This is a genomic window from Streptomyces sp. ADMS, assembly GCF_033441795.1.
In the GTDB taxonomy this organism is placed as follows: domain Bacteria; phylum Actinomycetota; class Actinomycetes; order Streptomycetales; family Streptomycetaceae; genus Streptomyces.
In genome coordinates this window covers 1-12,393 of sequence record NZ_JAVFVX010000036.1, presented here as the reverse complement: position 1 = coordinate 12,393, position 12,393 = coordinate 1, and the positions used below count along the sequence as shown (strand labels likewise).

The 12,393-nt window shown below is 68.5% G+C and carries 13 protein-coding genes and 1 pseudogene; 3 read left to right on the top strand and 11 right to left on the bottom strand.

Annotation, left to right across the window (positions count from 1 at the left end):
* Positions 1–290: 290 nt before the first annotated feature.
* From glnII to RB628_RS17650, 3 genes are all read right to left on the bottom strand, one after another.
* Positions 291–1,319, bottom strand: a complete 1,029-nt coding sequence (gene glnII / locus RB628_RS17660) for a glutamine synthetase (RefSeq protein WP_318321414.1) — start codon at positions 1,317–1,319, stop codon at positions 291–293.
* A 329-nt stretch (positions 1,320–1,648) separates the two neighbouring features.
* Positions 1,649–2,284, bottom strand: a complete 636-nt coding sequence (locus tag RB628_RS17655) for a hypothetical protein (RefSeq protein ID WP_318321413.1) — start codon at positions 2,282–2,284, stop codon at positions 1,649–1,651.
* 97 nt (positions 2,285–2,381) lie between these two features.
* A complete protein-coding gene (locus RB628_RS17650; RefSeq protein WP_318321412.1) occupies positions 2,382–2,753 on the bottom strand; it encodes an arsenate reductase family protein in 372 nt (123 codons plus the stop codon).
* Between the two features lie 129 nt (positions 2,754–2,882).
* Here RB628_RS17650 and RB628_RS17645 point away from each other — a divergent pair, with 129 nt between their 5' ends.
* The gene (locus tag RB628_RS17645; protein WP_318321411.1) at positions 2,883–3,191 is read left to right on the top strand and encodes a hypothetical protein; all 309 of its coding nucleotides are present in this window, start codon (positions 2,883–2,885) and stop codon (positions 3,189–3,191) included.
* A 197-nt stretch (positions 3,192–3,388) separates the two neighbouring features.
* On the opposite strand, the gene RB628_RS17640 is transcribed toward RB628_RS17645, so the two are convergent.
* On the bottom strand, positions 3,389–5,029 hold the full coding sequence (locus RB628_RS17640; protein WP_318321410.1) for an alpha/beta fold hydrolase: 1,641 nt from the start codon (positions 5,027–5,029) through the stop codon (positions 3,389–3,391).
* A 278-nt stretch (positions 5,030–5,307) separates the two neighbouring features.
* Here RB628_RS17640 and RB628_RS17635 point away from each other — a divergent pair, with 278 nt between their 5' ends.
* A complete protein-coding gene (locus RB628_RS17635) occupies positions 5,308–5,565 on the top strand; it encodes a hypothetical protein (protein ID WP_318321409.1) in 258 nt (85 codons plus the stop codon).
* A 22-nt stretch (positions 5,566–5,587) separates the two neighbouring features.
* Here the strand turns inward: RB628_RS17635 and pspAB are convergent.
* The 4 genes and pseudogenes from pspAB to glnA form a co-directional block, all read right to left on the bottom strand.
* Positions 5,588–6,209, bottom strand: a pseudogene (gene pspAB, locus RB628_RS17630) (PspA-associated protein PspAB).
* 40 nt (positions 6,210–6,249) lie between these two features.
* Positions 6,250–7,173: a zinc metalloprotease HtpX gene (gene htpX / locus RB628_RS17625; RefSeq protein WP_318321408.1), complete on the bottom strand. Its 924-nt coding sequence runs from the start codon at positions 7,171–7,173 to the stop codon at positions 6,250–6,252.
* Positions 7,174–7,322: 149 nt separating this feature from the next.
* Positions 7,323–7,589, bottom strand: coding sequence for a hypothetical protein (locus RB628_RS17620; protein WP_318321407.1), 267 nt, complete (start codon positions 7,587–7,589; stop codon positions 7,323–7,325).
* 200 nt (positions 7,590–7,789) lie between these two features.
* Complete coding sequence (gene glnA, locus RB628_RS17615) at positions 7,790–9,199, bottom strand: type I glutamate--ammonia ligase (protein ID WP_318321406.1); 1,410 nt, start codon at positions 9,197–9,199, stop codon at positions 7,790–7,792.
* A gap of 197 nt (positions 9,200–9,396) precedes the next feature.
* Between glnA and RB628_RS17610 the strand changes: the two genes are divergently transcribed.
* On the top strand, positions 9,397–9,864 hold the full coding sequence (locus tag RB628_RS17610) for an RDD family protein (RefSeq protein ID WP_318321405.1): 468 nt from the start codon (positions 9,397–9,399) through the stop codon (positions 9,862–9,864).
* A gap of 110 nt (positions 9,865–9,974) precedes the next feature.
* Here the strand turns inward: RB628_RS17610 and RB628_RS17605 are convergent, their stop codons facing one another.
* From RB628_RS17605 to lipA, 3 genes are all read right to left on the bottom strand, one after another.
* Positions 9,975–10,673: a DUF4191 domain-containing protein gene (locus RB628_RS17605; RefSeq protein WP_318321404.1), complete on the bottom strand. Its 699-nt coding sequence runs from the start codon at positions 10,671–10,673 to the stop codon at positions 9,975–9,977.
* A gap of 72 nt (positions 10,674–10,745) precedes the next feature.
* Complete coding sequence (locus RB628_RS17600) at positions 10,746–10,946, bottom strand: hypothetical protein (RefSeq protein WP_318321403.1); 201 nt, start codon at positions 10,944–10,946, stop codon at positions 10,746–10,748.
* A 303-nt stretch (positions 10,947–11,249) separates the two neighbouring features.
* Entirely contained in the window at positions 11,250–12,215 is a 966-nt protein-coding gene (gene lipA / locus RB628_RS17595) for a lipoyl synthase (RefSeq protein WP_318321402.1), read from the bottom strand.
* Positions 12,216–12,393 lie beyond the last annotated feature (178 nt).

Below are 12,393 nucleotides of genomic sequence, written 5' to 3'. Positions count from 1 at the left end.
TTCGTCGGGGGACGTACGTCGTGCGCGTCGGCGGAAGACCGAGAGGTACGGCGTCAGAGGGGCCGTACGGCTGGTGTCAGAGGGCCGACGCGTTCGTCGCGCGACAACACACCCGGTCGAAGTCGTGGTGCTGGCGGGAAGGCCAGAAGGGCTCGAGGTCGTGACGACCTGTCGCGATGCACTTCTGGAAGCTGGCCATGGATCCATTGAAGCAGAGAACGGGCGAAGCGGAGAAGGGGTGTCCACCTTCCGGTGGACACCCCTTCTCACTGTCTGGGATCAGACGGGGATCAGACCTGTCCGGCCTTCTCCAGGGCGGAGCAGCAGGTGTTGACGATCAGCCGCGTCACGACGTACGGGTCGACGTTGGCGTTCGGACGGCGGTCCTCGATGTAACCCTTGCCGTCCTTCTCGACCTGCCACGGGATGCGGACCGAGGCGCCACGGTTGGAGACACCGTACGAGTACTCGTTCCACGGGGCGGTCTCGTGCAGACCGGTCAGGCGGTCGTCGATGCCGGCGCCGTAGTTCTTGACGTGCTCGAGCGGCTTCGAGCCCTCACCGAGGGACTCGCACGCGGTGATGATCGCGTCGTAACCCTCGCGCATCGCCTTCGTGGAGAAGTTGGTGTGCGCACCGGCGCCGTTCCAGTCGCCCTTCACCGGCTTCGGGTCCAGCGTCGCGGAGATGCCGAAGTCCTCGGCGGTGCGGTAGAGCAGCCAGCGGGCGATCCACAGGTGGTCGGAGACCTCCAGCGGGGAGACCGGGCCGACCTGGAACTCCCACTGACCGGGCATGACCTCGGCGTTGATGCCGGAGATGGCGAGACCGGCCTTGAGGCAGTTCTCCAGGTGGGCCTCGACGATCTCGCGACCGAAGATCTCGTCGGCGCCGACACCGCAGTAGTAGCCGCCCTGGGGGGCCGGGAAGCCGCCCTCGGGGAAGCCGAGCGGACGGGAGCCGTCGAAGAAGGTGTACTCCTGCTCGATGCCGAAGATCGGCTCCTGAGCGGCGAACTCCGTGGCGACCTCGGCCAGCGCGGCACGCGTGTTGGACGAGTGCGGCGTCATGTCGATGTCGAGGACCTCGCACATGACGAGGATGTCGTCACCGCCGCGGATCGGGTCCGGGAAGGAGGCGACCGGCTTGAGCACGCGGTCCGAGGAGTGCCCCTCGGCCTGGTTCGTGGAAGACCCGTCGAAGCCCCAGATCGGCAGCTCGGCGCCCTTGGCGTCGTCGGCGAGGATCTTGGTCTTGGAGCGGAGCTTGGCCGTCGGCTCGGTGCCGTCGATCCAGATGTACTCAGCCTTGAAGGTCACGAGGACACATCCTTCGGGGTGGGTCTAGGCGCACTTGCGGGTGCTGCGGCGCTGCGGCACTGGGGCGCCGCTCTTGTTGCCCGCGAGCCTGTCAACAGGCGATTTCCCGATCATTGCTCGAATGTGAACCCCGTGTTACCTGGTGTTCTTGTGGCGCGTCTCACGTGGGGAGGGCGGCGCGGGGCCGCGGAGGGGAAAGTGCCGGGGACGTCCCCCGGACTCGTATGCGAAGGGGTTGAGGGTGCTGAGGACTGAGGAGGCGGTGGGTCCTGCCGCCCCTGGCCGAGAGCGGCAGGACCCTTCTTCACGCGCGTCTCAGCGGTGGAGCCTCACCCCACCTTCTCGATCAGAGCGCGGCGGATCAGGAACTTGCCGGGTTCGCGGACCTGCTCGAAGGCCGCGTTGTTGAGCAGAGCGCAACTGCCGGAGACCGAAGTGACCTCGACAGTCGTGGACTTGTCGTTGTCCAGGTTGGTGACGCGCAACCTGGTCCCGGCGGGGAACTGGTTGCTGGACGCGGCGGGGGCCCCGCCCTCTCCGGAGAGGGTGACGGTGGACCCGTTGCACACCTGCTGCCCGCCGCCGGGTGCGGCCGGTGCGGCGGGCGAGGCGGTCTGAGCGGGCGACGGAGGCTGGGTGGCGGGTGGCGTGACCTGGGAGTCCTGAGCCGACTCCCCAACCACGCACCCGGACGCCTCCTGCTGGACCTTGATCTGTGCGACGACCGCCTCGCGGTTGGCGATCCGGGCCGCCGACTGGGCGTCCGGGGTGGCCCGTTGGCCCGCGACGAACGTCTGGTTGTTGCCGAGGGCGGTGGCGAGCCCCTGGCAGACGGTCGAGTCGGCGGCGGTCTGCGCGGCGTTGGACGTGGCCGCCATGGTGAAAGCACCACCGCCCGCCACCACGCCGGCACCGATCAACAGCGCGAGCTTCTTCTTCGTGCCGACAGTTCTTCTGCGCGACATGCGCGCCTCCTGAAGAGATAGGGGAGCGTACGTCGCTATGTACGAGATACCGAACGAGGTTACTCAGGGGGCACGGTGGCCGCCGAAGTAACGTACGTCACACGGTTCGACGCCGTGACAACGCGTCCCGTACGGCCTCGTCCGTCCTGGCCACGAGGGCACTGCCGTCGTCGGCGGTGATGATGGGCCGCTGGATGAGCTCGGGGTGCGCGGCGAGAGCGGCGATCCACTGTTCCCGCGCCTCTGCGTCGCGGGCCCACGCCCTCACTCCGAGCTCCTTGGCGACGGCTTCCTGGGTCCGGGTGATGTCCCAGGGATCGAGTCCGAGCCGGTCGAGTACGTCACGAATCTCGTCCTCGGTGGGCTGGTCCTCCAGGTAGCGGCGGACGGTGTAGCCGGCCCCTTCCGCGTCGAGCAGCGACAGTGCCCCGCGGCACTTGGAACAGGCCGGGTTGATCCAGATTTCCATGGGGCTCACGGTACGCCAGAGGCCTTGTGGCCAGGGGCTTTTGTCAGTGCCGGGCAGTAGAATAGAAGCAGTGTTCGAGGGTGGCGCCGGGGGTTTCGGTGCCACCCTGACCGCGACAGGAGGATGTCTGTGCCCGCTGCCGCTCTCAAGCCGTTGCCCACCCAGTCCACCGCCAGGAGGGGGGTCCTGCTCGAACTGCCGTGCGCGCCCGTGGAGAAGCGCCCGCTGCCGCCGGGCCGACCCCGCGACTGGTACGTCACGCACAACCGTCGCCTCAAGGCGATGCGCCTCGCGATCGCCCTGCTCGACTCGGGCGTCTACATGCCGAACCAGGCTCGCAACGAGACGATCCGCAACGCGGCGGACCTGATCGGCGTCCACTCACCGTCGGACACCACCTGCCACATGGTGCGGGCGCTGATGCGCTACTCGCGCTGAACAAGGCGCCGGGTGCCCTGCTTGTCCCAGGGCGCCCGGCACTTCCGTCTCCAGCCCGGCTGGGCCCCTCTCTGGGGGAGTTCGAGCACAAGCGCCTTCAGTGCGGCCGGGTGTCTGGGGGTCTGGGGGCGCAGCCTTTAGGGGCAGGAGGGGACGGGCAGGGGCGGCGGGGGCGGAGAACCCCGCCCGCCAGCCGCTCACGCATACCGCTCCAACAACCCGCCCACGTAACCCTCGAGCCGCCCCTCAAGCGTCCTCGCCGTCAGATCCACCCGCCCCAACTCCCGCCAGGGCCCGGCGAGTTTTCCGGCGTCAGGGGCGTAGGCCAGTGCGTCGAGCAGCCGCCAGTACAAATGGTCCCGTCCGTCGGCCGGTCGGCGCCCACCCTGCGCCTCGTAGCGCTCCCGGAAGCCGAGCCCGTACTCCGCACCGTGCAGCAGCGCGAGCGCCGTGGAGCAGTGGGCGACGTCGAGGTCGGCGGGGCCCCACGAGGTCTCGACCCAGTCCACGACCCCGCTGATCCGCAGGTTGTCGCCCGCGCCCTCGAACAACACGTTCCCGGGGTGGAAGTCCCGGTGCAGGAAACACCCGTCGTACGCGGGAGCCTCGCGCCGGATCACGTCCACGGCCCGCTCCCACAACTCGCCGCCCGGCGTACGCACCCGTTCGGGAGACGTCCAGGCCTGATAGGGCCGCGGGCGCTGCTCTGGTTCCTTCGGTACGACCCGGTGGATCCGTACGAGCTGGGCCGCGAGCAGATCCAGCCGCCGTTCCAGGTCCTCCGCGTCGTCGACCCGTACCTGCCCCGGCATCAGCGACATCAACAGCGACGGATGGTCGCAGTGTTCGGCGGTGGTGTCGACGGCGATCAGCCGGGGCACGGGGATTCCGTCCCGGTCCGCCAGCATCGTCAGTACGTCCGCCTCCCGGGCCAGCAGGTCCGGCGCGTGATGCCGGAAGAACGGCTTCACGAAGGACCGCAGCACCAGACCGCTGTCGTCGTCGAGGCTCAGTCGGCGCATCTGGGAGCTCCAACCGCCGTACAGCGTCAATGCGTCACGTACGGATCGCCCATCCGGCAAGTGCTTGGCCACCCAGCAGCGCGTCGCCGTCCAACCGCGGTCGTCCAGCCCGGTGAGCACGGCGTCCACGAACCCCCTCCGGTCGTCCGCGTGTTCGCGGAACCACAGTCCCAAGAAGTGGTCCGCGTCGCCGAGTTCGAGGCGTGTGAACTGCGCACGGGCCGCCAGTGCCTCTGTCACCGCGTCGGTCACCTCGGCCGGGATGATGTGATCGCTGCCCGGAACCGTCAGTACCGCCCGCCCCTCGTACGCCCGCAGCACTTCCAGCGCGGGCGCCCCGCGCCAACTGTCCGGCGTCCGGATCAACTCGCTGAAGCGGCCGTCCCCGTCACCGAACGGCACACCCCACGCCTCCGCCCCGTACACCGCGGGTGCGCACAGCCCCAGAGCGGCGACCCGCCCGCCGTAGTGCCCGGCGAGATCGGCCACCGTCTGACCACTCATGCTGAACCCGACCAGAACCAGGGGACTGTCCGCCGGGACACGCGCGTCAATGACGCCGACGGCCTGCTCGAAGCGTCGCCGCAAGCTCAACTCGCTCAGCGCACCCGTGCTTTCACCATGTCCGGAGAAGTCGAAGGCGAGCCCGTGGCAGCCACGCGCGACGAACTCGGCGAGCAGCGGCACCAGCCGTTCCTTGCTTCCGGCGCCGGCGCCGTGCAGCAGAACGACGGTGACCCCGCCCGGATCACCGCCGTACACCCCGCTGAGTCGTTCACCGTCGAAGCCGAACGTGAAGGGAGGCAGCTCACTCATACGCCCATTCACTCACGCCACCCAGGTCATCCATGTCAGTCACGTCACTCATGTCACCCACGGAGAAATGCGGATGCGGCGGCTCCCCCTCCGTCCCTACGCTGGACAGGCGTAGCGAGGCTGTCGAGACCGCTTCCCGACGGACAGGCACCACTCGCGGGACCCGGGGCTACTCTCTACGCACCGACGGACGGGCGCCCACCCCCAGCACCCCGTCGGCGTACACCGTCACGCACATCACCGCTCAGCCACCCACGCCACTCACAAGGAGTCCCGTCATGGGCACCTTGATCATTTCCGCGACCGTCGTCCTGATCGTCATGGGCTTCAACAACACCATCCTGTGGCTCGCCGCGGCCGGCCTGCTCTTCGTCTACTTCCGCTACGGCCGCACGGGCAGCGGCACGGCGGCCTCCTCGTCCGGGAGCGGCGGCCCGTCCGCGGGTTCCTCGCCCGCCAGCTACCGCGCCTACCGCGAGCGCCGGGACCAGCAGGCCAAGTGGGAGCGCCGCTACCGCCGGGAGCGGGGCCAGTAGTGAGGGTGCCCCTCGGTCGATCTCACAGACCGGGGGCACTCCACACCGGGAACCACCGGCTCAGGTCCTGCTCGATCCGCAGGTCATCGCCGAGCGCGGCCCTCACCTGCAACTCCAGTGCACTGTCCCGCCGTTGGCCGTCGGCGTGACCGTCATCACCGGTCAGCGGCGAGAAGGGACAGAAGGTTCCGCGCTTGTAGAGGTAGACAAGCCCAAGCCGCGCCCCACCTGCACCCCCACCTGCACTCTCCGCACGCTCGAACCCGATGACAGAACACAACAGCTGCGGCCCGAACCCACTCGCCTCCAGCGCACTGTTGACCGCGTTGCAGATCCCCGACCAGCGCGGGCAGATCCTCGGGCCCGCGCCGTGACACCAGCCACGGGTACCCGTACTCGTCCCGGACCAGCTCAACCGGCGGCCCGGTCCGTCCCGTATCCGCGTCGAGCAGTGACTGCACCTCCTCGCGTACGTCGTCGAAGGCCGCGCCCTCCACGGTGGCGAAGCACACCGATCCCCGGCCAGTGGGCGTGAAGCCGGCCGCCGCCTGGAGGGGCACGGCGGCCGACGGCAGCCCGAAGAGCCGGTCGAGATCGGGCGCGACGGGCTTGGCGCGCCCCAGCAGCATGTCCAGCAGCCCCATCGACTCTCCTCGGCTCACGACTCGCCGCGGACGACCCACCTCACGGCTTCCCGGACCCGGGAGCCGCCACCTGGCCCAGCTCGGCGGAGATCTGCCCCAGTTGATCGAGTCGCTGCTCCAGACTCGGATGGGTGGAGAAGTACCGGGCCAGGCCCGGCTCCTTGCCGAGGGCGGGCGTGAAGTAGAAGGCGTTGAAGGCCTGCGCGGTCCGCAGGTCCTTCGACGGGATCCGCGCGATGTCGCCGGAGACCTTGGTGAGCGCGGAGGCCAGCGCCGAGGGCCGCCCGGTGAGCAGCGCGGCGGAGCGGTCGGCGGCCAGTTCCCGGTACCGGGACAGAGCACGGATCAGCAGGAAGCTGAGCGTGTACACGGCCGCGGAGACGCCCATCACCGCCATGAAGACGACGGCGGTGTTCTGGTCCCGTCGGCCCCCGCCGAACAACTGGGAGTAGAAGGCGAACCGCACGACGAGCCCTGCGATGACGCCGAGGAAGGACGCGACGGTGATCACGGCGACGTCCTTGTGTGCGACGTGGGAGAGCTCGTGCGCGAGCACACCCTCCAGCTCCGCCGGTTCCAGCCGTCGCAGCAGTCCGGTGGTCACGCACACCACGGCGTGATCGGCGTTCCGCCCGGTCGCGAATGCGTTCGGCATATCCATGTCCGAAACGGCGACCGAGGGTTTGGGCAGGTCGGCGACGGCACACAGCCGGTCGATCACCCCGTGCAGCTGCGGATACTCCTCCCGCTCCACGACCCGCCCGCGCATCGCGAACAGGGCGACCCGGTCGGAGAACCAGTACTGCGCTGCGAGGAACCCCGCCGCGACCACCACGACCAGCACCCAGGACTTCAGCAACACGATCAACGCGGCGACGAAGGCCACGTACAGCAGTCCGAGCAGAAACAGGGTGACCGTCATCCGCACGGTCAGCCGCCGATCGCTCCGCAGTCGGCTCGACATCCGCCTCACCCCACAGTCAGGCACCCGCCCCACTGTCCAGTGTGCACCTGCCCCTACCCATGAAGCGGCCCCGTTCTGTCCTGGGCCAGGTAAAAGGAAGCCGCGAGCGCCTGGCAGCACTTCCTGTGCTGGCAGGCGCACCCTGGGTACTAGTAGGGGGCCCGGAACCGGGTGTACCCCAGCAGCAGGATGATCGCGGCGACGCAGCCCACGACCACGGCCGTCGACATCCACGACGACCTGCGCGGCCCCGACGCCTCGGGTTCACCCCGGAACGGTATCGGCTCCGGCGGGTTCTCCTTCCAGCGGGCCGCGAGCATTCGCGCCCGGGCCGAAGGCTCCTTGTGCGGGGCGTCGCGCGCCCACCGGTAGTCGAACTCCCACTCGCTGTCGTCGTGCTCGGACTTCCCCGTCATCCCGGTTGCCTTCCGTGTCCCGTCTGTTCCCATGACCGTGCGAGGACTGTGAAGCATAGTGCGCCCCTCTGACAGCGCCTCTCCGCGCACAGGAACGGCCCCTGACACGCCAACGCGAAAACGTCAGCGCCCCCGCCACCGAAACCGGGGCGAGGGCGCTGACGTACACCGTTACCGGGCGCCTGGCGGCGCCGGCCGACTCACACGTCGAAGTACAGCTCGAACTCGTGCGGGTGCGGACGCAGCTGCAGCGGCGCGATCTCGTTCGTGCGCTTGAAGTCGATCCACGTCTCGATCAGGTCCGGCGTGAACACGTCGCCCTGGAGGAGGAACTCGTGGTCGCGCTCCAGGGAGTCGAGGACGGCCGGGAGGGAGGTCGGGACCTGCGCCACGCTCGCGTGCTCCTCGGGAGCCAGCTCGTACAGGTCCTTGTCGATCGGCTCGGCCGGCTCGATCTTGTTCTTGATGCCGTCCAGGCCCGCCAGCAGCAGTGCCGAGAAGGCGAGGTACGGGTTGCCGGAGGAGTCGGGTGCCCGGAACTCGACGCGCTTGGCCTTCGGGTTGGAGCCCGTGATCGGGATACGCATGGCCGCGGAGCGGTTGCGCTGCGAGTACACCAGGTTGATCGGGGCCTCGAAGCCCGGGACCAGGCGGTGGTACGAGTTCACCGTCGGGTTGGTGAAGGCGAGCAGCGACGGGGCGTGCTTGAGGATGCCGCCGATGTAGTAGCGGGCGATGTCCGACAGGCCCGCGTAACCGGCCTCGTCGTAGAAGAGCGGGGAGCCGCCCGTCCACAGCGACTGGTGGACGTGCATGCCCGAACCGTTGTCACCGAAGATCGGCTTCGGCATGAAGGTCGCGGTCTTGCCGTTGCGCCAGGCCACGTTCTTCACGATGTACTTGAAGAGCTGGAGGTCGTCGGCCGCGGCGAGCAGCGTGTTGAACTTGTAGTTGATCTCGGCCTGGCCGGCGGTGCCCACCTCGTGGTGCTGGCGCTCGACCTGGAGGCCGGAGTTGGCCAGCTCCAGGGAGATCTCCGCACGCAGGTCGGCGAAGTGGTCGACCGGCGGGGTCGGGAAGTAACCGCCCTTGTAGCGGACCTTGTAGCCGCGGTTGTCCTCCAGCGCACCGGTGTTCCAGGCGCCCGCCTCGGAGTCGATGTGGTAGAAGGACTCGTTCGCGCTGGTCGCGAAGCGCACGCTGTCGAAGACGTAGAACTCGGCCTCGGGACCGAAGTACGCGGTGTCCGCGATACCGGTCGACGCCAGGTACGCCTCGGCCTTCTTGGCCACGTTGCGCGGGTCACGGGAGTACTGCTCGCCCGTGATCGGGTCGTGGATGAAGAAGTTGATGTTGACCGTCTTGTCGCGGCGGAACGGGTCGACACGCGCGGTGGAGAGGTCGGCGCGGAGCGCCATGTCGGACTCGTGGATGGCCTGGAAGCCGCGGATCGAGGAGCCGTCGAAGGCAAGTTCCTCGTCCGGGTCGAAGGCCGTCGCCGGCAGTGTGAAGTGCTGCATCACACCCGGCAGGTCGCAGAAGCGGACGTCGACGAACTTGACGTCCTCGTCCGCGATGAACTTCTTGGCCTCGTCGGCGTTCTGGAACATCCAGCTCCTCCTACTCCCGGCCGTCCGTGCCGGGGTGGTAGTTCGTTCGTGCGGCCAGTGCGGTGGCACACGTTGGATCCGACCATAGGGACAGGTGATTTCTCAGGCATGACCCATTTGTTTCGACCAAGTTAACCGGACTCGGGCCGGGCGACCCACCTGTGGGTATCGAAATCCGGGCGCAGTACGGTGGCCGGGTGGACAACAGGCAAGTAATCGGATCGTGGCTCTCCGGACCGCGCGCCGCCGCGGAGGAAGCCGGTGTCGACTTCGGATACCGGGGCGAACAGCTCGGTCTGCCGAAGGAGGGCCCCGGTTCGATCGCCCGCCCGGGCCGCCGGCTCGGCGCCCTCGCCGTCGACTGGGGTATGTGCCTCTTGATCGCATACGGCCTTGTGGCGGACAGCTATCACGAGGCGGCGCAGATCTGGGCGCCGCTCATCCTCTTCGTGCTGTTCCTTCTCACGCTGAGCACGCTCGGTTTCACCCCGGGCAAGCGGCTTTTCGGCCTGCGGGTCGTCGCCGTGGACAGCGGTCGCGTCAGTCCGCCGCGCGCCGCGCTGAGGACTCTCCTGGCCTTCCTCGCCATCCCGCCCATGATCTGGGACCGTGACGGCCGCGGGCTGCACGACCGGCTGGCGCGCACGGTGGAAGTGCGGATCTAGCTCAGATCCAGCTCGCGCGTGGCATACGGCGATGCATGACATACGGCGATGGGGGCACCCGGAGTGATCCGGGTGCCCCCATCGCCGTATGTCATGCGAGGCCGCTCGCCTCAGCGCATCTTGCCGCCGCGCGGCATGCGCATCCCCTTGGGCATCGGGCCCTTCGGCAGCGGCATGTTGCTCATCAGGTCGCCCATCGCCCGCAGCCGGTCGTTGGTGGCGGTCACCTGGGGGCCGGCCAGGACGCGCGGAAGCTTCATCATGGTCGTGCGGAGCTTCTTCAGCTCGACCTGCCCCTCACCCGTGCCGACCAGCAGATCGTGCACCGGCACGTCCGCGACGATGCGGGCCATCTTCCTCTTCTCGGCGGCCAGCAGGCTCTTCACCCGGTTCGGGTTGCCCTCGGCGACCAGCACGATGCCGGCCTTGCCGACCGCACGGTGCACCACGTCCTGGCTGCGGTTCATCGCCACCGCCGGAGTCGTCGTCCAGCCTCGGCCGATGTTGTCCAGCACGGCCGCAGCGGCACCCGGCTGGCCCTCCATCTGCCCGAAGGCGGCCCGCTCGGCCCGGCGTCCGAACACGATCGCCGTCGCGAGGAAGGCGAGCAGGAGGCCGAGAATGCCGAGATAGATCGGGTGACCGATCAAGAAGCCGATCGCGAGGAAGACACCGAGGGTGCTGATTCCGACAGCCGCGAGTACAAGACCGATCTTCTTGTCGGCCTTGCGGGTCATCTTGTACGTCAGGGCGATCTGCTTGAGTCGCCCGGGGTTCGCGGCGTCCGCCGCGGTTTCCTTCCTCGCCATGCCGTGAAGTCTACGTGGCTCTGGAAGCGCCGACGACGGCGGTGCCGTCGGGAGGAGGGCCGGGGGGCGTGGTCAGAGGTGGGTGGCCATGGCCTGTTCGAGGACGCGCTGCGCCTCGACCCGGTCCTTGGCGCGGCGACGGTCCTCCAGAACGGAGGTCCAGGCGTTCTGGCGGGCGGTGCGCTGGCCGCTGCTCATGAGCAGCGACTCGACGGCGCGCAGCGCATCGGTGAACGACGGGATGGGTGTGGCGCGGACGGGCGCGGCCTGCATGGTGGAGGTCCCCCCTCGGAACGGCTCTGGGTAAGGGTGTACATCGTGTAGAACCAGGGTCACTGATTGGTGTTACCAGGGCGTGACTTGCCGGTCAAACACCGATGAAGCCTTGATACGGAAGGTGAAACCGCCGATGCGGCCCTGACGTATGCCCTCAACTGCGAGGACGGTCAAGACCGCATCGATTCGGCCGTTACTGGCCAGTAGTCACTTGTGCGCGAATTCACACGTCTGCCGCACCCTTGCTGGGCAGGGAGGGTGACGGTGTGTCAGAGGCCGTACCCGAATCCGGGGCCTCGCTCAGACCGCCTGCGAGGCGATGTAGGAGCCACGCTTCTCGATGGCCATCTGGTACAGCCGCCCGGCGCGGTACGAGGAACGGACCAGCGGGCCGGACATGACACCGGAGAAGCCGATCTGCTCGGCCTCCTCCTTCAGCTCGACGAACTCGTGCGGCTTGACCCAGCGCTCGACGGGGTGGTGCCGGACGGTCGGACGCAGGTACTGCGTGATGGTGATCAGCTCGCACCCGGCCCCGTGCAGCTGGCGCAGGGCCTCGCTGACCTCCTCACGGGTCTCGCCCATGCCGAGGATCAGGTTCGACTTCGTGACCAGACCGTAGTCTCGCGCGTCGGTGATGACCTTGAGCGAGCGGTCGTAGCGGAAGCCGGGGCGGATGCGCTTGAAGATGCGGGGGACCGTCTCGACGTTGTGCGCGAAGACCTCGGGCCGGGAGGAGAAGACCTCGGCCAGCAGCTCCGGCACGGCGTTGAAGTCGGGCGCGAGCAGCTCGACCTTCGTACGCCCGCTCTCGCGCCCTTCGGTCTGCTGGTGGATCTGGCGCACGGTCTCGGCGTACAGCCAGGCGCCGCCGTCCTCCAGGTCGTCGCGGGCGACGCCGGTGATGGTGGCGTAGTTGAGGTCCATGGTGACCACGGACTCCCCGACGCGGCGGGGCTCGTCGCGGTCGAGGGCCTCGGGCTTGCCGGTGTCGATCTGGCAGAAGTCGCAGCGCCGGGTGCACTGGTCGCCGCCGATGAGGAAGGTGGCCTCGCGGTCCTCCCAGCACTCGTAGATGTTGGGGCAGCCGGCTTCCTGGCAGACGGTGTGCAGGCCCTCGCTCTTCACGAGGTTCTGCATCTTCGTGTACTCGGGACCCATTCTCGCCCGGGTCTTGATCCACTCGGGCTTGCGCTCGATGGGGGTCTGGGCGTTCCGGACCTCCAGGCGCAGCATCTTGCGTCCGTCGGGTGCGACTGCGGACACGATGGCTCCCTGTAGCTTCGATTCTTCGGCGTACACCAGGGTACGCCCGTGTGCTTCCCGCCCTCCGAGACGGGCAACCTTCGGGACCGGGGGTGCATTCCCGGTCCCGTCCCTGGGGGCTGTGCCCCCAGACCCCCTACGGCCCTGAACGGGCCTTGTCCTCAAACGCCGGACGGGC

Bases quoted from the DNA above. Each gene is read 5' to 3' on its own strand.
- RB628_RS17655 (WP_318321413.1), bottom strand. From the start codon at position 2,284: ATGTCGCGCAGAAGAACTGTCGGCACGAAGAAGAAGCTCGCGCTGTTG.
- RB628_RS17650 (WP_318321412.1), bottom strand. From the start codon at position 2,753: ATGGAAATCTGGATCAACCCGGCCTGTTCCAAGTGCCGCGGGGCACTG.
- RB628_RS17640 (WP_318321410.1), bottom strand. From the start codon at position 5,029: ATGAGTGAGCTGCCTCCCTTCACGTTCGGCTTCGACGGTGAACGACTC.
- RB628_RS17635 (WP_318321409.1), top strand. From the start codon at position 5,308: ATGGGCACCTTGATCATTTCCGCGACCGTCGTCCTGATCGTCATGGGC.
- htpX (WP_318321408.1), bottom strand. From the start codon at position 7,173: ATGTCGAGCCGACTGCGGAGCGATCGGCGGCTGACCGTGCGGATGACG.
- RB628_RS17620 (WP_318321407.1), bottom strand. From the start codon at position 7,589: ATGACGGGGAAGTCCGAGCACGACGACAGCGAGTGGGAGTTCGACTAC.
- glnA (WP_318321406.1), bottom strand. From the start codon at position 9,199: ATGTTCCAGAACGCCGACGAGGCCAAGAAGTTCATCGCGGACGAGGAC.
- RB628_RS17605 (WP_318321404.1), bottom strand. From the start codon at position 10,673: ATGGCGAGGAAGGAAACCGCGGCGGACGCCGCGAACCCCGGGCGACTC.
- RB628_RS17600 (WP_318321403.1), bottom strand. From the start codon at position 10,946: ATGCAGGCCGCGCCCGTCCGCGCCACACCCATCCCGTCGTTCACCGAT.